General features: G+C 57.5%; 16 protein-coding genes. 7 read left to right on the top strand and 9 right to left on the bottom strand.

Annotated features, from left to right (window positions below):
• Nucleotides 1–230: 230 nt before the first annotated feature.
• Together nifS and nifU are read right to left on the bottom strand one after the other, a co-directional pair.
• Entirely contained in the window at nucleotides 231–1,454 is a 1,224-nt protein-coding gene (gene nifS / locus AB7E65_RS06945) for a cysteine desulfurase NifS (RefSeq protein ID WP_072286539.1), read from the bottom strand.
• Complete coding sequence (nifU, locus tag AB7E65_RS06940) at nucleotides 1,451–2,296, bottom strand: Fe-S cluster assembly protein NifU (RefSeq protein ID WP_072286538.1); 846 nt, start codon at nucleotides 2,294–2,296, stop codon at nucleotides 1,451–1,453. The genes nifS and nifU overlap by 4 nt, the downstream gene beginning before the upstream one ends.
• Nucleotides 2,297–2,498: 202 nt before the next feature.
• Between nifU and AB7E65_RS06935 the strand changes: the two genes are divergently transcribed.
• Complete coding sequence (locus AB7E65_RS06935) at nucleotides 2,499–2,930, top strand: hypothetical protein (RefSeq protein WP_072286537.1); 432 nt, start codon at nucleotides 2,499–2,501, stop codon at nucleotides 2,928–2,930.
• A 423-nt stretch (nucleotides 2,931–3,353) separates the two neighbouring features.
• A complete protein-coding gene (locus AB7E65_RS06930) occupies nucleotides 3,354–4,211 on the top strand; it encodes a substrate-binding domain-containing protein (protein ID WP_428745528.1) in 858 nt (285 codons plus the stop codon).
• A gap of 89 nt (nucleotides 4,212–4,300) precedes the next feature.
• Here the strand turns inward: AB7E65_RS06930 and AB7E65_RS06925 are convergent, their stop codons facing one another.
• Nucleotides 4,301–6,886, bottom strand: coding sequence for an ATP-binding protein (locus AB7E65_RS06925; RefSeq protein WP_428745527.1), 2,586 nt, complete (start codon nucleotides 6,884–6,886; stop codon nucleotides 4,301–4,303).
• A gap of 566 nt (nucleotides 6,887–7,452) precedes the next feature.
• Between AB7E65_RS06925 and AB7E65_RS06920 the strand changes: the two genes are divergently transcribed.
• Together AB7E65_RS06920 and AB7E65_RS06915 are read left to right on the top strand one after the other, a co-directional pair.
• Nucleotides 7,453–8,103: a methyl-accepting chemotaxis protein gene (locus AB7E65_RS06920; protein ID WP_072286534.1), complete on the top strand. Its 651-nt coding sequence runs from the start codon at nucleotides 7,453–7,455 to the stop codon at nucleotides 8,101–8,103.
• 185 nt (nucleotides 8,104–8,288) lie between these two features.
• Entirely contained in the window at nucleotides 8,289–8,846 is a 558-nt protein-coding gene (locus AB7E65_RS06915; RefSeq protein ID WP_072286533.1) for a hypothetical protein, read from the top strand.
• A 300-nt stretch (nucleotides 8,847–9,146) separates the two neighbouring features.
• On the opposite strand, the gene AB7E65_RS06910 is transcribed toward AB7E65_RS06915, so the two are convergent.
• Together AB7E65_RS06910 and AB7E65_RS06905 are read right to left on the bottom strand one after the other, a co-directional pair.
• Nucleotides 9,147–9,320 (bottom strand): hypothetical protein, encoded by a 174-nt coding sequence (locus tag AB7E65_RS06910; protein WP_158513991.1) that lies wholly within the window; start codon nucleotides 9,318–9,320, stop codon nucleotides 9,147–9,149.
• Nucleotides 9,313–9,552, bottom strand: a complete 240-nt coding sequence (locus tag AB7E65_RS06905) for a hypothetical protein (RefSeq protein ID WP_428745526.1) — start codon at nucleotides 9,550–9,552, stop codon at nucleotides 9,313–9,315. Before AB7E65_RS06905 ends, AB7E65_RS06910 begins: the two co-directional genes overlap by 8 nt.
• 116 nt (nucleotides 9,553–9,668) lie before the next feature.
• On the opposite strand from AB7E65_RS06905, the gene AB7E65_RS06900 reads away from it, so the two are divergent.
• Complete coding sequence (locus tag AB7E65_RS06900; protein ID WP_072286531.1) at nucleotides 9,669–10,283, top strand: hypothetical protein; 615 nt, start codon at nucleotides 9,669–9,671, stop codon at nucleotides 10,281–10,283.
• Between the two features lie 28 nt (nucleotides 10,284–10,311).
• Here AB7E65_RS06900 and AB7E65_RS06895 read toward each other — a convergent pair whose 3' ends face one another.
• Together AB7E65_RS06895 and radC are read right to left on the bottom strand one after the other, a co-directional pair.
• Nucleotides 10,312–12,687, bottom strand: a complete 2,376-nt coding sequence (locus tag AB7E65_RS06895; RefSeq protein WP_320361001.1) for a U32 family peptidase — start codon at nucleotides 12,685–12,687, stop codon at nucleotides 10,312–10,314.
• A gap of 193 nt (nucleotides 12,688–12,880) precedes the next feature.
• Nucleotides 12,881–13,564 carry a RadC family protein gene (gene radC, locus AB7E65_RS06890; protein WP_072286530.1) on the bottom strand — a complete coding sequence of 228 codons (684 nt, stop codon included), beginning with the start codon at nucleotides 13,562–13,564 and terminating at the stop codon, nucleotides 12,881–12,883.
• Between the two features lie 190 nt (nucleotides 13,565–13,754).
• Between radC and AB7E65_RS06885 the strand changes: the two genes are divergently transcribed.
• Complete coding sequence (locus AB7E65_RS06885; protein ID WP_072286529.1) at nucleotides 13,755–14,705, top strand: patatin-like phospholipase family protein; 951 nt, start codon at nucleotides 13,755–13,757, stop codon at nucleotides 14,703–14,705.
• 3 nt (nucleotides 14,706–14,708) lie between these two features.
• Here AB7E65_RS06885 and AB7E65_RS06880 read toward each other — a convergent pair whose 3' ends face one another.
• Nucleotides 14,709–15,158, bottom strand: coding sequence for a CBS domain-containing protein (locus tag AB7E65_RS06880; protein WP_072286528.1), 450 nt, complete (start codon nucleotides 15,156–15,158; stop codon nucleotides 14,709–14,711).
• 647 nt (nucleotides 15,159–15,805) lie between these two features.
• The gene (locus AB7E65_RS06875) at nucleotides 15,806–16,120 is read right to left on the bottom strand and encodes a hypothetical protein (protein ID WP_072286527.1); all 315 of its coding nucleotides are present in this window, start codon (nucleotides 16,118–16,120) and stop codon (nucleotides 15,806–15,808) included.
• Between the two features lie 140 nt (nucleotides 16,121–16,260).
• Between AB7E65_RS06875 and AB7E65_RS06870 the strand changes: the two genes are divergently transcribed.
• Nucleotides 16,261–17,115: a LysR family transcriptional regulator gene (locus AB7E65_RS06870; RefSeq protein ID WP_158513990.1), complete on the top strand. Its 855-nt coding sequence runs from the start codon at nucleotides 16,261–16,263 to the stop codon at nucleotides 17,113–17,115.
• The last annotated feature ends 6 nt before the right edge of the window (nucleotides 17,116–17,121 follow it).

Here is a 17,121-nt window from a genome sequence, read left to right as displayed (position 1 = left end):
GCAACCACACGCAGGATGATGCTGAAGCAGATTTTGTTTCAAGTCGATAACAGCCATTTTTTCTCGATAGTTTATTTATATCAGTTAGTTATGAACAATTTTTGATTTAACGTTGGGACACCACTGTTAGAAAATATTTTTTTAAAAGGGATGCAAATCTAAATGGCGGCGCGATAAAAAGCCCGCGGCATCAAGCTGCGGGCTTCAGCGATACGGGAGGGATCATGGCTTTATCCATGGACGTGATGCGTGATATCACCGCCGGTTAAAAAAGAGCTGAGCGGCTTGCCTTCCAGGTAGTCCTTCCAGAAAGGCGAGATATTCCGCAGCCGCTGAATGACAGGCGGCAGAACGGCGATGACATGATCGATGTCCTCGTCGGTATTGTAGACGCTCAGACTGAAGCGGATCGAGCCGTGGGCCGCAGTGAAGGGCACCCCCATGGCGCGCAGCACATGGGAAGGCTGCAGGGACCCGCTGGTGCAGGCCGAACCGGACGAAGCGCAGATGCCCTCATCGCTGAGCAGCATGAGGATCGATTCCCCCTCCACATATTCAAAGCTCAGGCTGCAGGTGTTGGGTAGTCGGTTTTTGCTGTCGCCGTTGACCATGGTATTGGGGATGATTTTCAGCAGTTCCGCCTCCAGGCGGTCACGCAGGGTCCTGATGCGAGTGTTTTCCTGTTTCAAATGTTCCATGGCGAACTGGGCGGCGCGTCCCAGCCCGACGATATAGGGGACGTTTTCCGTGCCGCCGCGGCGCCCCCCTTCCTGATGGCCGCCAACCACAAACGGGGCGAAGCGGGTTCCCTTGCGGATGTAAAGCGCGCCGACCCCCTTGGGCGCATGCAGCTTGTGTCCTGAAAGGGATAGCATATCGATAGGGGTTTTGCGCAGATCGAGGGGAACCTTGCCGATGGATTGCACGGCGTCGGTATGAAAAGGGATGCCGCGGGCGCGGGTTATGGCAGCGATTTCATCGATCGGAAACAACACGCCGGTTTCGTTGTTGGCGGACATGATGCTGACCAGCGCGGTTTCGTCGGTCAGAACGGCGCGCAGCTCATCGAGGTCAAGCCTGCCTTCGCGGTCCACGCCCAGGTCAGTGACGCGATAACCGCGTGCCTGCAGTTGATGAGCCGTGTTCAGTACCGCCGGATGTTCTACCCGGGTAATGACGATATGTTTTTTTTCCGGATAAGAGTACAGGGTGCCCATGATGGCGGCATTGTCGCTTTCGGTTCCGCAACTGGTGAAGACGATCTCTTCCGGCTGGGCGCCGATCAGGGTGGCCACTTTTTCCCTGGCCTCCTGAACGTAGCGTGCTACCTGGCCGCCAAAAAAGTGCATGCTCGAAGGATTGCCGTACAGATCGCTGAAAAACGGCAGCATCGCTTCGACGACTTCCGGAGCGGTGCGGGTGGTGGCGTTGTTGTCGAGATAGACGGTTCTCATGGTTTTACCTCCTCCACCTCGATTTCAGGGCTCACGAATTCACGCAGCTTGGCTTCGACGAAGTGCTTGAGAGTGAAGTTTGCCTGCGGGCAGAAGGAGCAGGTCCCGCGCAGCGCCACCAGCACCTTGCTGCCGTCGATGTCGATCAGTTCCAGATCACCGCCGTCGGAGCGGATCGGCGGCAGTATTTCCCGCTCCAGGGTTTCCTCGATGAGGCGGATTTTTTGCAGATTGGAGAGTTTTTTCCCTTTCGGTAGTCGCTCTTCCACCGGCTCGGCCGTTTTGCTGCCCCACAGTTTCTTCAGGATATCCTCGATTTTGGGGTGGCAGGCCTGGCAGCCGCCACCGGCTTTCGTGAAATCGGTGACCTGAGCTACCGTGGTCAAGCGGTTTTCCCTGGCCACCCGTTCAATTTCCTTGTCGGTGACGCCAAAGCACTTGCAGACGATGTCGTATTCTTCCTTGACTGCCGCCTCTCCCCGATAATTGGCGATGGCGGCCTCCAGAGCTTCCTTACCCATGACGGAGCAGTGCATTTTTTCTTCCGGCAGGCCGCCGAGGAATTCGGCGAGGTCCTGGTTGTTGACCTTCTCCGCCTCTTCCAGAGTCATGCCCTTGACGATTTCCGTCAAGGCAGAGGAAGAGGCGATGGCGCTGGCGCAGCCGAAGGTTTTGAATTTGATATCCTTGATCCGGCCATCTCCATCGAGCTTGAAGGTCAGGCGCAAGGCGTCCCCACAGGCCAGGGAGCCGACCTCACCGATGCCGTCCGGGTCCTCGACCTCGCCGACGTTGCGCGGATGCAGAAAGTGATCTTTGACTTTATCGGTATAATCCCACATAGGCTCCTCCGTGTGCGGGCCGGGGGCGCCTGGCCGAAAAGGCGGCGCCAGTTCCCGGTGGTTTCTTGAAGTTTAAAAGCCCGCGCGCGGTTGTCAAAAAGACGATCGTTTTTGCCTGCGGGTTAAGGGTTGCCTCTGTCCGGTTAAAAAGGCATGATGTCGCTGAAAATGGTCATTAATCTTATTTTTCAGGAGACGGGCAATGAAAGCTATCTTACGCACGCTGGCAGGGGGGTTGCTTGTGTGCTCATGGTTGATTTCACCGGCATGGGCCGCTGAGGACTGCCTGCGTCTGGACAACTTCTGGAGCGACGGTCCGGTCAGTGTCTTTTTGTATGAAGCCCCTCACGGTGGCCTGGAGCCGGAGGGTTCTTATGCCCGTCACAATCTGGCCGCCGGTCAGGTTATGGAAATAACCATGGATGGTCGCGAGAGTGTCTGGGCCGACGTGCGTGTGATGCATGCTGACGGTCAGCGGTGGCAGCTGGGTGCCAGGACCTGTGGTTATCGCGGAGCCCTGGCGATGCGACCAGGCCAGACCCTCGAAGTTTCCTATGAAGGCAATGCAGGTTACGCTGCCAGCAGTGCCGGTTTGCGGTGCCGGGTTCTGGACAACGGGGCGCCTGGTCGTTGAACAGTGTCGGACCGGAGAAGCGGTGTTGATTGCATTCCCGCCCGCCCATGGTCTCCACAGGAACAACGAACGCTTTGGCCAGTCCATATCGCAACGCCGGATCGTCACAGGCTTCCCTTTTTTTGCCGTTTCCTCTCGTGAGCTGTCAGGTGCCCCCCCCACCGCGTCAAGCTGGCTTCTCTCTACCCAAAACCTGCCCCGCCGCACGGCTGATCTGAGATGGCCGGGCATCCTGGTTCGTGGCACTGTTGGAGGCCTGCTCCGCGCAGACTCCAAGGGAGACACCATTTAGCATGCCTGGTTTCCTGCCAGAATGAATCCGGTACAGTTAATGAAATTGACAGGATATGTGTTTAAATATATAGCGTCGAAGAAAGCCCGATGGAGGACGAAACAAAACCATTTTTTTAAGGAGAAAAATCCATGAGAAGAAGAATTGTTTTTTCCGTCCTGTGGCTGGCGCTGGCAGCCTTTGTATCTACTGCCATTGCCGGAAATCAGTACGCCGCCGTTTACGGCGATGGCAGCCAGGCTTTTACCCTGGCAACCGGCAGCCCCGGAGAGTTGGGTCTGCTCAAGGTGCTCGGCGAAACCTTTGCGGAGCAGGAAAATGCCCAACTCAGATGGCAGAAGGCCGGATCCGGCGCCTCGCTGAAGTTGCTGAAAGAAAAACAGGTGGATATGATTATGGTGCATGCCCCTGCCGCCGAAAAGCAGGCCGTTGAAGAGGGGTGGGCCGTCAAACGAACCCTGATCGGATCCAATGAATTTTTTATCGTCGGTCCGGCGGCCGATCCTGCGGGTATTGGTAATGCAACCAGCGCGGCTGATGCCTATGCCCGCATCGCGGCTGCCAAAACCAGATTTTTTTCGCGGGGCGACAACTCCGGTACCCACAAGAAAGAATTGGCCATTTGGGAAAAAGTTGGCGTGAAACCGGAGGGAGACTGGTATATCGTCACCAATGACTTCATGACCGCCACCCTTCAGCGTGCCAACGACGAGGGGGGATATTTCATGACCGACAGCAGTACCTGGATCGCAGAAAAAAATAACATGTCGGCACTCAGGGTTTTGTTCAAAGGGGACAAGTTCATCGTCAATACCTACCATGCCCTGTGTCAGCCGGAAGGCGTTACGCCGGGGGCAGCCATCGCCGCCAAATTCATCGATTATGTCGCATCTGAGCAGGGCCAGACGATAATCCGCGACTGCGGCGCAGCTGAATACGGTGAAGGGCTGTACAACGATGCAGCCTATGCGGAGCAGTTTGGCGACTGACCGGATGCTTTTCGCAAGGGTTTTGTGGGGCGGCACGAATGTGCCGCCTTTCTCGGCGCTGAAGAATCGATTGCAGGGAAATGACTGTATTATTCTTGTGTTGACCGCGGCAGGGTGAAGGAAATGGTTGTGCCACGCTCCGGTTTGCTGTTGACCCAGATGCGTCCCTGGTGTGCTTCGACTATGCCTCTGACAATGCCCATGCCCAGCCCAAGTCCCTCCCGTGCCGTATTGGAAGCGTCCACACGGTAAAACTTGTCGAAAATGCGAGTGATCTGATCCGGGTTCATGCCGATTCCCTGATCGCTGACGGCGATATGGACCTCGGTTTCCATGGGTTGGCAGGTGATCTGAACGGTGCTGCCGGAGGGGGAGAATTTCACCGCGTTGCTGAGCAGGTTTTCCATGACCTGAAACAGCTTGCGGTCATCCACCAGCATGGAGACCGTTTCGTCGGGGAGAACGGTTTTGAAATGATGGTCCGTGCAGGCTCTCCGGTAGTCGGAGACGCAGCGTTCCAGGATCGAGCCGATATTGGCCCAGTCTTTTTTCAGGCGAATGATCTGGCCCGAGTCGACCCGAGCGAGATCAAGCAGGTCTTCCACAATCTTACCCAGCACTTCGGCTTTTTTATGAATGATAGTAAGAAATTCCATCTGCTGTTCATTGAATCCCCCCTGTTTTAACAGAACTTCCGAGAAACCGATAACGCTTGTCAATGGGGTGCGTAGTTCATGGGCCGCGGTGGAGATGAACTCGGTCTTCATAAGGTCGAGCTCACGTTCGCGGCTGATATCCCGCAGCAGGGTGATGACGCCTCGCTTCAGCCCCTCCTCGTTACGCACTGCAGCCATGTTGGCCTGCACGGTCCGGGTTTTATGATCGCGGTTATCGGGCAGGCCTATGGTCACCGAAGTCTCCTCCTGGTCTTCGAAGGCTACCGAATGCAGCCCCCCCAAAAGGACGTCGTTCTGGATCACCTGGCCGATGGGCAGGCCGAAGATGTCATTAAGGGCAGCGCCCAACATCTCTTCCGCCGACCGGCTCAGCAACATGATGCGGTTGTCCAGATCGGTAAACAACAGGCCGTCGGAGACCGATTTGAGGATCGCCTCCAGTTGCTGCCTGGCGTTCCGGGCATTGTCCAGCGCCTCTTTGAGGGCCTGCTCGGCCCGGGTCCGTTCCGAAATATCCCAGAAAAAACAAGCCATTTTACGTGATCCCGTCTGGAACGCGCGGGTTTCGTAGGTGCCTTTGATAGGAAAATCCTCGTAGCTGATCTGAGGACAGTGCCAGGACGTGCCCAGGGAGCAGATGCGCCGAAACTGCTCAGGAACCTCGGTCCCGATCAGCTTTGGAAAGGCCTCTTCAATGGTTTTGCCGACAAGTGAATCGAGCCCCTCTCCCAGAATATTTCTGGCGGCGGCATTGACGCCGGTCAGCACCAGGTCATCGGATGCATCGAGCTGATACTGCAAGACGCCCATCGGAGAGAAATGAATAATGCTGCGGAACCGTTCCTCGCTTTTTTTCAGCGCTTCTTCCGATTCAAGGCGCTGCCGCAAATGGCTTAGCAGCAGCACCACCACGCCACCTCCAAGAGCCAGAAGGCAGACCAGCACCCAGATCCCCTGGCGATAGGTTCGGAAGAAGGAGGCAGGACGGTAAAGGATGGTGCTGTCGGCCGGAAGGCTGGCAATGGGCACCTGGAAACGCTGCAGTTGGCGATAGTCGAAAACATAACGGTTAGGGATACCGGTCTGCACCGGCAGGCGGGAAACCGGCTTTCCATGGAGAATGTCAATCACCATCCGGGCGGCGCTTTTTCCCTGGTCTACATGACTGAGAAGCTTGCCGCCGACAATTCCGTCGCCCATGCCGTGGTAATACAGGTGATAGAGGGGCCGGGGAAGGTGGGCGTTGATGAACTGCAGGCTCTCGCTGAAAGGCAGGCCGATGCCTTCCCGATCCTGGTGGGCCGAAATCAGCAGCACCAGGGTATCCTTACCCAGTTCGGCCAGGCGTTCACCCAGTGTCTGGAATGTCATGTCCGCCAGCGAAAGATGGGCCAGGCTGATTTCGGGCACCGATGTTCTGGCCGCGTAAAAGGTACGCAGATCCGCCTGCGCGGTTGTGGTAGGGTCGGCGATGGCTACGATGCGCCTGGCTCCGGGGTGCAGTTTCGCCATGAGGGCCAGGGTTTCTTTCATGGAAACCTTTTCGGCGATGCCGGTAACGCGGGGATGGAGATTCTGTTCCAGCGCCAGGCTGGTGTCGTTTATGCCGAGAAAGACGATGGGCAGATCCCGGAACAGCCGGTTCTGTTCGGTCAGGGCGAACTTAAGAGCGTTGTCATCTCCCGCGATGATGGCGTCGTAAGCACGGATGTGGGACAGCTTATAAGTCAGGGCTCTGCGGAAAAGATGAAGATTTTCCTCTGAAGGAAACCGCTTGGTATCCATGAATTCGATGTCGAGAAGGATTCGGTGCTGATGGAACAGTCTGGACATCCCCTCAACCTGATCGAAAAAGGTGGGAAATCCCGGGTTGTAGGAACTGATAAACAGGACGCGGTGCGGTAGCGCCAGGGCAGCAGGGGTGAAACCGCAAAGCAATATCCCCAAGGCTGCGAGAAAGCAGGTGAGTCGGGGCCGGGTGGTTTTTTTATGAGTCATTTCAAGCCTTTTTCGAAACAGCGGATGCCGTGTTCCGGATTGTTTGGCGGTTGCTGCCATGACAGCGGTTGCATGTCTCCGGAGGCCTGCACCGCCTGGCCTTTGGAATTTTTTCCCAGGGCGTTGCCGACCAGCGCGGTATAAGCACAGTGGTCTTAATCATACCAGAATGTCGGGTTTTGGTGGTAAGGATCCCTCGGATTGACGGTCGGGTGTCGTGGCCATGAAACGCTTCTGATCGGCAGCTCCGTGCTACGGAATAAAACAAGGATATAAAATCCTTGGAAACGACACATCCCTTTTTTGCAAGGCTGTCGCGGTGGTACCAGCTGAAACATGGAGCAATCCGAAAAATAGTATGGAGATCACCAAAATTATGTTTTACCCTAAACTTTTTTGTGTCGTTGACGAATAGGAATAAATGGATTGGTGTGTCTGGCGAGCATGAATGCCGGCACGGCCGCTATAATTGGGGTCGGCGGGTGTGAGCCGGGCGGTGGGAAGGGGATGTCCGTCGGTGGTGCCTGTGCGGGCGCCATGAATACAGGAGGAGGCAGGTAACAGAAATGGCAAAAGAAGACAAGGTGTTAACCATCGGTATCGTGGGCGGGGGGCGTGGTGGTCTCGAAATGCTGAAGATTTTTGCTGACAGCGACAAGGTACGGGTCATGTTTCTGGTTGACCGCGATGCGAAAGCCGTCGCCGTGGCGGCCGCCCGGGAGCGCAAGATCCCAACGCCGGATGATCTGGTGGCGGCCATGCAGCAATATCGCACCGATTTTATTATCGAGGCGACCGGATCATCCAAGGTTCTGGAAATGCTGCGGCAGAACCATCGCGAGGGCACCGAGATTCTCAGCAGCCAGGCGGCTCTAATGTTCTATACCGTTGTGCAGGAAGGGCGCCGCAAGCTTAACAGCGAGATTTTCGGCAAGATCAGCCAGATTGGCGATGAGATCATCGGCAGTACGGCTTCTGTGAAAAAAGCCCTTGCGGCGATCACCCAGGTGGCTTTCAATCTGGAGATGCTGTCCATCAATGCCGCCATCGAGGCGGCGCGGGCCGGGGTTCATGGCCGCAGTTTCGCGGTGGTGGCCGAAGAGGTTAAAGCGACCGCCGGCCAGGCCAAGAACCTGCTGGCCAGCATCGAAGCGGTCAACAACAACAACATCGTCATGTCTGGCGAGCTGGAGGAGTTGCTCAACCAGCTGCACTGACGCACGGGTTCGGAAGCTTTGCCAATGGCCCCGCGCCGCTGGTTTCGGCGGCGGCAACAGGGGGCGTGAGGACACCTGTGCCTGCTCCCTGAAAAAATACACTACGTTTCCGCCATAGGCATGATACATTTATCAGCAACGGCACGATTATTCCAACGCAACCAGAAACCATGAAAGGATTCGGTATGGAGAAGGAGGATTTCATTCTTTTCAGCGGTGGCGCTACCGGGGCTGAAGCGGCCTTTGGCGAGAATGCGGAGCGTTACGGCATCGAAGAAGTCAATTTTACCTTCGAAGGGCACGGCCGGGTGCGAGAGCGTGGGCTGCGTTTTCTCAATCATGAGGAGCTTAAACATGGCGATGTGAGTCTCGGGTATGTTTCCCGGCTGATGAACCGGCGCTATACCGACAGTCTCAAAATTCGCAAGATTTTGCAGAGTATCTGGTATCAGGTGAATCATGCCCAGGAGATTTTCGTGGTCGGTGAAATTCTCCCGGACAAAACAGTCAAGGGCGGGACCGGCTGGGGCGCCGAATTCGCCAAGCTCTGCAACAAGCCACTGTTTGTTTTCGACCAGAAAAAAGATACCTGGTTTCGGTGGTCGCAGATGGAGTGGACCGCCTGCTCCGGCGGCCAGGAACCGGTTATCGGCCATGCCCGTTTCGCCGGCACAGGGACAAGGTTTTTGGAGGAATCCGGCAGAAAAGCGATCGATGATCTGTTTGCCCGGTCGTTTGCCTGACGGCATGGGTCAGGGCGCTTAGCTTTTGACCGCGACGAAAAAATCCCGGTGTCTGCCGCAAGGCATACAGATACCGGGATTTTTTTCCGAGGACAGGGATTATCCATCCCTTGGGGGGCTGGTAGGTTCGCCATCGACTGTTAGACTTTTTTCGCACAGCCGCCATTGCGGCAGGAGCTCTCTCTTGAATTTCAGGGAGGAACAGATACATATTCCCGATCAAAAGATCCAGGGCAGGATTTTCCTGGTGAGGCAGCAGCGGTTCCGGTGCAATGGCGTCCGGCAAGGGCCGCTTCCGTGTCAGTTTCTGCAGGGCGGCATGGGGGCCGGTGGTTGCCGGGGAGCAAGAATCGAACAACTTTCCAGGGGGTTGACAAAAGGGGCGAGAGACTCTTCTTCGCAGATGGGGCAGGGTTTGGGGGGATAGTCGCGGCTGAGGCTGTAGCGTCCGCAGATGGGGCATGTTTCAATCATGGTCGTCTCCTTTCCGCAGGGGGTGTGGTTCCTGCTCCTCAATCGGTTCGTATTGACGTTTGAACTCTTCCGCTGAGCAGAGAAAGGCATGGCCCTGGCTATCCACGCACAGGTAGTCACCGGGATAGGCCACAAGCATACCTTGATAGCCGTTTTGCGAAGGGCCGACAAGGGTGCGTTTCTGAATACGGTGGGCTTCGATGAAGGATGGAATCCTGCGAAAACGCGCCATGCCGGCCTCCTTGGTGATAACGCCGGAATTAAAACCCGACGGTGTTGGGCGATCATGAGCCGAGGGTTAAAATTACGTCAATGCGAATCGGTTTTTGAGGGGAAAGAGAGGCAGCGGTGCATCTTCGGGCAGGAATCGGGGCTTTTTTCGTGACGGTTATCCTGGTGGGTGCCATGTCGGGGTGCTCGGCAGCTCCGAAACTCCCCGTGTTTCTGGATGCCACGGCCTGGCCAAAGGCGCACAGCGTGGTGCTGGTCGGGATTTCTTACGATCCGGCCTATCGACCGCATCCCCAAAGTGGCCTTGAGCGGCAATTGGCGATGTGGTTGCGGCGGAAATTGCAGGCCAAGGGATTTCTGGTGACCGGACCGCCGGGCTCATGTTTGCTCCTGCGCCATGACCTGAGGGCTGTTGCCGGGACTGATTTGCTCGCCATGGCGTCGGCTTCTGCGGACCTGGTGGTGGCGGTGCATGTCGATTTCCTGTTCAGCAGCGACATGTATGGCGAGGTTTTTCCTCCACCGGAATTCGAGATTGCCGCCGAAGCCCGGGCCGTGGATGGCAAAACCGGTCAGGAACTGTGGCGAGACCGGGGTCATGCCCTGCAAGGCGGCGCTTCGGCAGTGCTTCTGGCAACTCCGGATTACGACAGGCTCCTGGGGTTGGCAAGGCTGGCGGACAGCCTGTTTGAAACCCTGCCTGACGCGGACATGCCGCCGCCGGCACCGTAGCTCCTGCCGGTTACGGGAGCCGCGGCTATTATTCCATGCCCCGCTCAAAGTTGAAAGACGAGGTTGCCGGCAGGCCGCCTTCCCGTCGCAGTGCATCCAGCACCAGTTTCCCCCGGGGGGAATAAGGGCCAAGGTGGGAAAGATCGACAATAAAGCGGTGACAGCCCATATCTTCCAGTTCCGAAAGGCGATTCAGCAGGGAAAAGTCGGTTTCCGGGCTGACTACCGTCTGGCCACCGCGTTGGGTTACCCGGTAGGCATCGTCCCGATCCGAAACAACCGGACTGTCGCTGCGCAGGCCACGCAGGGGGATGCGTGACGTTATCAGGGGCACCGAGGCATAGACCGTCATCTCTGTTGGTAGCCCCGTCTCACGCCGCAGCAGGTTTTCAAGGTTGGCGCGATCGTCTTCCAGGTAAAGGGTGATGGTCGAGATGCCGAGCTCCTTCCAGGCCAGGGCCGCCTGGCTGTTGACGGTGAACAGGCGCCAGCCGCAATGCAGTGTGACCTCCTGCATACCGTCGAACAGGGGAAAATGCCCAAGATTGTTGAGTCTGAAGTTATGAAATCCGGATGCCGTCAGGACCCGGACGATATCGCGGCTTTCCCGCCAATCGGCACCCAGCAGCACAAAAGGAATATCCCAGACAACCTTGTCTTCGCGGCCGGTAAAACGATGCCCCTTGGCCAGTTGCTGGACATTGGACGCGGTCATGGGCAGTATGATGTGGTCGACCAGCGGGTCGTTAAGCAGGTGCCCGTCGCGTAAACGGTCGATGGCTACGGTGATCTGCCGTTTATATCCGTCAACAAGAGGTGCGATCGGGAGCAGGCTGTCCAGGGCCGAGCGCAGGTGTTTTTGGCGAGCCGTGTTGCTGGCGTCACTGAGATTTTGGGCAACGGCCTGATAAAAAAGGCGCCTGATATCCTTGAGCCGGCTGGGGGGGATGACCACGGGAGGCAAGGGCTCCGAGGTGATGTCGCGCAGGCTCAAAGGCTCTTTTCCGCTGCGCTCGAAGACGCCGCGCAGAATATCGACCGACAGTGGATTGTCAGTGGCGGGAAACACCGGCACCTCGTAGGTTTGCCTGATTTCGACAGGGCCGGATCGGCCGGTCAGCGTCAGGTCCCGTCCCTGCAATGCGATGTGCAGGTCAAGCTGGTCGGGGATATTTCCGGCTTGTTGCAGTTTGCGGCGGCAGGCCGCTTCACTCATGGTGAAGGCCTGCTCCGAGGAGACCTTGAACACCGCATCGCCGATGCGGAAGGTATCGCGGAAACTGGAGGGCACGGTCACCAGGCTGCCGGCGGGGGCGGCTTTGACGGTGCTGCGTCCCAGCCGCAATTGCTTGATGGTGAATGCGGTGCCGGCCTGGTCACTTTTCGGCTGAATACGGATACGGTCGCCGATGTGCAGACGGTCGCGGCTCTTGAAGGTAATATCGCCGCCGCGCAGGGCGCTGATTTCTCCCAGAAAACGGCCCGTGGCACCCTTCATGGACGGGATGGCGATATCGGTTGGCCGCGGCCCGGGCAGAAATCCCTTGGTCGGAAGGCGTCCGAAGGATTGTTTGAGGCGGTCCTTGGCTTGCGAAAGGGACTCCTTCCGCTGAGTATCCGGCGCGTCCATCACCATGCGATAAGCCGAAACAACATTGGCCACGTATTCGGCGCTTTTCATGCGTCCTTCAATTTTGAAACTGCCGATGCCGGCTTTCTGAAGGTCGGGCAATAGATCGATTGCCGACAGGTCATTGGGAGAAAAATAGTAGCCATATTTCTGGCGGTAGCTGTAGCGCCTGCGGCAGGGCTGCGCACAACGGCCGCGGTTGCCGCTTTTGCCGCCGAGCCAGCTGCTGAACAGACATTGCCCGGAATAGCTGAAACACAAGGCGCCGTGGATGAAATGCTCCAGCTCCAGGCTGGTTTCCCGACGTATGGCGGAGATTTCCTCAAGGGTCAACTCGCGGGCCAGCACCGCCCTCTTGAATCCCATGCGCTCCAGCATCTTGACGCCAGCGGCGTTATGCACCGTCATCTGCGTCGAAGCGTGCAGGGGCAGGCCGGGAAAGTGGTCCCGCGCCATTTTCCAGACCGCCAGATCCTGCAGAATGATGCCGTCGATGCGCAGCGCCTCAAGGTCGGCCAGGGTTTCGGCCAGCTGAGGCAGCTCCTCCTCGCGGATCAGGGTATTGACCGTCACATAGATACGGCGACGCAGCTTGCGGGCATAGGCCAGCATCCCTTCGAGGTCGGCCAGGGAAATATTGCGGGCTTTGGCGCGGGCGGAAAATTGCCTGAGGCCGCAATAAACGGCGTCGGCCCCTGATTCCATGGCGGCGAAAAAGGCTTCCAGGCTACCAGCCGGGGCCAGCAGTTCCGGGTGATTCAGCGTGTCGGGCATGCTTGATACGTCGCTTTCAGGCAGAGAGTGTTCATCCGCAAAATCCGGATGAAAATAGCTGAGGCCCAAGTCCGGTGCGTTCAAGACCTGTCGGATTGGGCCTGCAACAGAAAAAAAGACCGGGTTGCCCCCGGCCAGCTTTCCGAAAATACGCTAAAGCATAACATGGCCTGCAATCCTGAGGCAACCGCTGCTAGAGGAGGCCGCGGTCCGCGAGGCTGACATAGCCTTCGCTGCCTATGATGATGTGATCGAGAACCCTTACTCCCATCAGGTCGCCGGCTTCCCTGAGGCGTTGCGTGATTTCGAGGTCCTCGCGGCTCGGTGCCGGGTCGCCGGAGGGGTGGTTGTGAACGAACAGCACCGCCGCAGCCGATTCGCGCACCACCGGCCCGAAGACCTCACGGGGATGGACGATGCTGGCGGTAAGGCTGCCTTCCGAAATGGCGACTTCGCGCAGCAGCCGATTTTTGCTGTCCAGCAGTAGTGCGATGAAGCGTTCGCGCTTGTGATCACGCAGGCGTTCATGAAAGTGAGCGAAAACCGCCTGCGGCGTGGTGTAACGCTCTCCCGGTCGTAGCGGGTTGCAACCGAAGCGGCGCGCCAGTTCGAACACCGCCAGCAACTCCGCGGCTTTCGCCGGACCGATACCGCGCATTTTCAGAAGTTCGGGAACCGTTGCCGCGCCCAGTTTTCGCAGACAGCCAAAACGCTTCAGCAGGGCTCGACCCTGCTCGAGGGCGTTGCTGCCGCTCGATGCATCGCCGTTGCGCAGGACAAGAGCCAGCAGTTCCGCTTCGGTCAGGGCTTCCGGGCCGCGGCTCAGCAGTTTTTCCCGTGGGCGTTCATTTTCCGGCCAGGTTTTGATGGCGGGCATAGGGTCTTCCTTGTTGAGGGGAAAAACATTCTGACAAAATAAATTAATTTTATCAAATAGAAAATTCTGTTGTGCATGTGGCGGCTAATCGCATCGGGACCGGAAGTCAGGGGGATCGAGGCATGTCAACTTCTTTTTCTGTCGCAGGTGTGATACGGTTAATGCAGGTTCTTTATGGCAGGAGGAAGGCATGTTCAGAAGGCCCAAGGTAGCTCTGGCTCTTGGCGGTGGCGCGGCGCGCGGACTGGCGCATATCGGCGTTCTTGAAGGGTTCGAAAAGCACGGATTGCCCATCGATATGATTGCCGGTACAAGCATGGGGGCGATCGTCGGCGCCATGTATGCGCTGGATCCATGTGCTGCGCGTCTCAAGGGGCGTTTTCAGGCATATCTCGACAGCGAAGAATTCAGGGAAACGCGATTCAATCAGCTTGCCGATCAGGAAGAGGCGGAGGCCGGCCTTTTCGACCGGCTCCTGCAGCTTGCGTGGAAGGGTATCTTTTATACCCTGGTCGCGACGCGCCGATCCTATTTCGGCGCCACCACCTCGCAGCAGAACTTTGCCCTGATGATTGACGATGGCACCTTCGAGGATGCGCGGCTGCCTTTTTGTACAACAGCCCTGGATCTGGTGTCCGGCGAGGAAGTGGTTTTTTCGCAAGGCTCTTTACGGCGCGCGGTATCTGCAAGTTGCGCCATTCCCGGCCTGTTGCCGGCGGTTCATGATGATGGCAGGATCCTGGTCGACGGCGGATGGATTGATGCGGTGCCGGTGGCGCCCGCTTTGCGTCTGGGTGCGGAGGTCGTGATTGCCGTCGATGTGACCCGTTCCCTCGATCCCTGCGGCGAACTTGGCAGTGCCATTGAAATTATCGGACGCGCCGACAGCATCGCTCGCTGGAGATTGGGTCTGGAACGCTCCCGTCACGCCGATCTTGTGCTGTGTCCTCGGAACAACGGCAGCCATTGGGCCGATTTTTCTCAATTCGAAGAGGCCGTGGCAGCGGGTGTGCAAGCGGTCGATGCACAGCTTCCGGATCTCAGACGGGTGGTCTTCGGTCAAACCTGGGGCGACCGGTTGCGCGGTTTTTTTCGTGGCACAAGTTCGCCATCCGGCACAGCGGTGCACCGGCGAGGGTAAGCGTCATGGCTGACGATCGGTTTCCCGTCGCTGCTCCCGGCCGATCAGTACCACCAGATCAGCCAGCTGCTCGGCAATCAGATCCAGAAGGTCGTCCATGGTAATGATGCCGATCAACGTGTTGTTGGCTGCGATCACGGGCATGCGCCGGATGCCTTTGTCGCGCATGCGTTTGATGGCTTCGAGCAGGCTTTCCTCTTCCCTGGTCGTGATCAGGTCGAAACTCATGACATCGCCTACCAGCAGGCTCTCCGGGGCGACCTCGTTGGCCAGAACTTCCACCACCAGGTCGCGATCGGTGAGAATTCCGACCGGGTAGCGCTGCCCGCTGCGTTCCTCAACCACCACCACGTCTCCCACGTGATGATGGCGCATCAGTCTGGCAGCCTCGGATATGGGCTTATTGCGATCCATGATGACCACGTCGCGATTGCACACCTCTCCAACCCGCATACGTCGCTCCTTCCTCGCGCCTGTTCTGGCGGCGTCAATCCGCAGGCTTGTTTTGCGGCGCACGGATGTAAGCCTTCGCACAACCCCTTGATTTCCTCGCCGCAACGAAAAATTGCCGGTTTCCCAACTGGATACTTCGCCGTGTGCATCCGGTGGTTTCGAACGGACACGCATTAACGGAGCAAAGGGTTCCCTTCCTAAACAGTTAACATCCTTCGACGGATCGTCAACCGCTGGCAGGGCCGGAATCGGAACTTGTCAGCCGGAAGCGGGCTTGGGGGTGTTGCTGGCAGAGTGTTATTGAAAAAGAAAGTCAGAAACCAAGAGGAAAGAGGAGAGGGCATGCGGCCTGCAGTGAAAACCCGGCCCTTAAAAAAGTTCTCTGGAAAAAGCCGGGAGACGGGATGATAGTTGCCGTGTAGTGGCAGGTGCTTGAAGCACTTATTTCACGGGCGATATCACGTCTGGGTTTCCAGAACGTAGCGAGGCATTTTGCCCCGCATGATCGGTGTCATTCATCCGTTGCGTCGCCGTTTTCAGCAGCCAGTACTTCTCAGGGGGCCGAGCGCACGGTGCGGTTTTGCTGCCTCATGCAATAGCCGCGGAGGAAAACAGTCCGGTCATGAGCATGTCTCCAGCTACCCATGTCAGCTGTCGGGCCGACCGGCACCCTTGCCGGCACCGTGAATGCCAAGGCTGAACCGGTGCGGGCCAGGCACGCCCCGGGAGATGAATGCAACCTTATCCCCGGAATGGATCACATGATCGAGGGCATACACGAGATGGTTGACAAACACGCCCTCGATCTTATCCATGGGTAATTCAAGCTCTTCGGCGATTTCCTGGGCAATGCGTCCTTCCGGCGGGATGTAGAGATGCACTCTGGGGGCAAGTCCCTTGGCTTTCCGGGCCGAATGCAAAAAACCAAACATGCGGATTTCGGTGTTGGGTGCGGGGTCCATGGTGATGCCTCCTCGGTCCATCGATTGTGAAAGGCTTTTTTGTCTCTATGCCAATATAGGTTCTTCCGGGAATCACGTCAAATGATTATAATTGACGCACAATATCACCTTTTGAGATGGGAAGCATGGATTCCAACGGAATGAAAATTTTTTTGGCGGTTGCCGAGCAGGGCAGTGTCTCAGGAGCGGCCGAGCGTCTGCACTGCGTGCAGTCAAATGTCACGGCCCGTCTCCGCAAGCTCGAAAAAGAACTGGGAACGCAGCTTTTTTACCGCACGCGCAAGGGGATGTCTCTTTCTCCGGCCGGAGAACTGCTGTTGCCCTATGCCCGTTCCGTGGCGCATCTGCTGCACGAGGCCCGGACAGCGCTGGTGCCATCCGTCGTCCCGCAGGGGCCACTGCGCATTGCGGCCATGGATTCGGCGGCGGTCGTGCATCTGCCCTCGGTGCTGGCCGGCTACCATCGCCTTCACCCGGAGGTCGATTTGCAATTGACGACCGGTGCCAGTGGGGAACTGATCGAAAAGGTTCTCGATTATGCCGTGGATGGTGCTTTTGTCGGCGGCCAGTTCGATCATCCGGAAATTGTGGGTCAGGAGGTGCTGTGCGAGGAGCTGGTGCTGGTTTCAAGCAGGGCGGAAAACCCTCTGCAGGGGACCCAGGATCTGGCGATTCTGGTTTATCGCCGCGGTTGTTCCTGTCGCTGCAAGCTGGAAGACTGGCTGTCCGATATCGGCCGTTCACCGGCCCGGGTCGTGGAGATGGGGGCACTCGATGCCATACTCGGCTGTGTCGGCGCCGGCATGGGTATTACCCTGCTGCCCCGCAGTTTTGTGATGCGCGAACCTTTCAGGTCCCTGGTATATGTACATGCCGTGCCGGCGCCCTTTGACCGACTGCCGATACGGTTTGTGCGTCGGCGCGATGTTCCGCCGCCCCCTGCCATGCAGGCATTTTTAGAGTTTTTGCCGGCTCATATGAGCCCTGCGGTTTGATCAATC

The organism is Syntrophotalea sp., from assembly GCF_050253115.1.
GTDB classification, from domain to species: Bacteria; Desulfobacterota; Desulfuromonadia; order Desulfuromonadales; family Syntrophotaleaceae; genus Syntrophotalea; species Syntrophotalea acetylenica.
Note: the sequence above shows the minus strand (reverse complement) of the source record. Positions and strands in the feature narration are given on the sequence as shown.

Bases quoted from the DNA above. Each gene is read 5' to 3' on its own strand.
- AB7E65_RS06905 (WP_428745526.1), bottom strand. From the start codon at position 9,552: ATGGCGCGTTTTCGCAGGATTCCATCCTTCATCGAAGCCCACCGTATT.
- AB7E65_RS06935 (WP_072286537.1), top strand. From the start codon at position 2,499: ATGAAAGCTATCTTACGCACGCTGGCAGGGGGGTTGCTTGTGTGCTCA.
- AB7E65_RS06895 (WP_320361001.1), bottom strand. From the start codon at position 12,687: ATGCCCGACACGCTGAATCACCCGGAACTGCTGGCCCCGGCTGGTAGC.
- AB7E65_RS06885 (WP_072286529.1), top strand. From the start codon at position 13,755: ATGTTCAGAAGGCCCAAGGTAGCTCTGGCTCTTGGCGGTGGCGCGGCG.
- nifU (WP_072286538.1), bottom strand. From the start codon at position 2,296: ATGTGGGATTATACCGATAAAGTCAAAGATCACTTTCTGCATCCGCGC.
- radC (WP_072286530.1), bottom strand. From the start codon at position 13,564: ATGCCCGCCATCAAAACCTGGCCGGAAAATGAACGCCCACGGGAAAAA.
- AB7E65_RS06875 (WP_072286527.1), bottom strand. From the start codon at position 16,120: ATGGACCCCGCACCCAACACCGAAATCCGCATGTTTGGTTTTTTGCAT.
- AB7E65_RS06910 (WP_158513991.1), bottom strand. From the start codon at position 9,320: ATGATTGAAACATGCCCCATCTGCGGACGCTACAGCCTCAGCCGCGAC.
- nifS (WP_072286539.1), bottom strand. From the start codon at position 1,454: ATGAGAACCGTCTATCTCGACAACAACGCCACCACCCGCACCGCTCCG.
- AB7E65_RS06925 (WP_428745527.1), bottom strand. From the start codon at position 6,886: ATGACTCATAAAAAAACCACCCGGCCCCGACTCACCTGCTTTCTCGCA.
- AB7E65_RS06920 (WP_072286534.1), top strand. From the start codon at position 7,453: ATGGCAAAAGAAGACAAGGTGTTAACCATCGGTATCGTGGGCGGGGGG.
- AB7E65_RS06930 (WP_428745528.1), top strand. From the start codon at position 3,354: ATGAGAAGAAGAATTGTTTTTTCCGTCCTGTGGCTGGCGCTGGCAGCC.
- AB7E65_RS06880 (WP_072286528.1), bottom strand. From the start codon at position 15,158: ATGCGGGTTGGAGAGGTGTGCAATCGCGACGTGGTCATCATGGATCGC.
- AB7E65_RS06915 (WP_072286533.1), top strand. From the start codon at position 8,289: ATGGAGAAGGAGGATTTCATTCTTTTCAGCGGTGGCGCTACCGGGGCT.
- AB7E65_RS06870 (WP_158513990.1), top strand. From the start codon at position 16,261: ATGAAAATTTTTTTGGCGGTTGCCGAGCAGGGCAGTGTCTCAGGAGCG.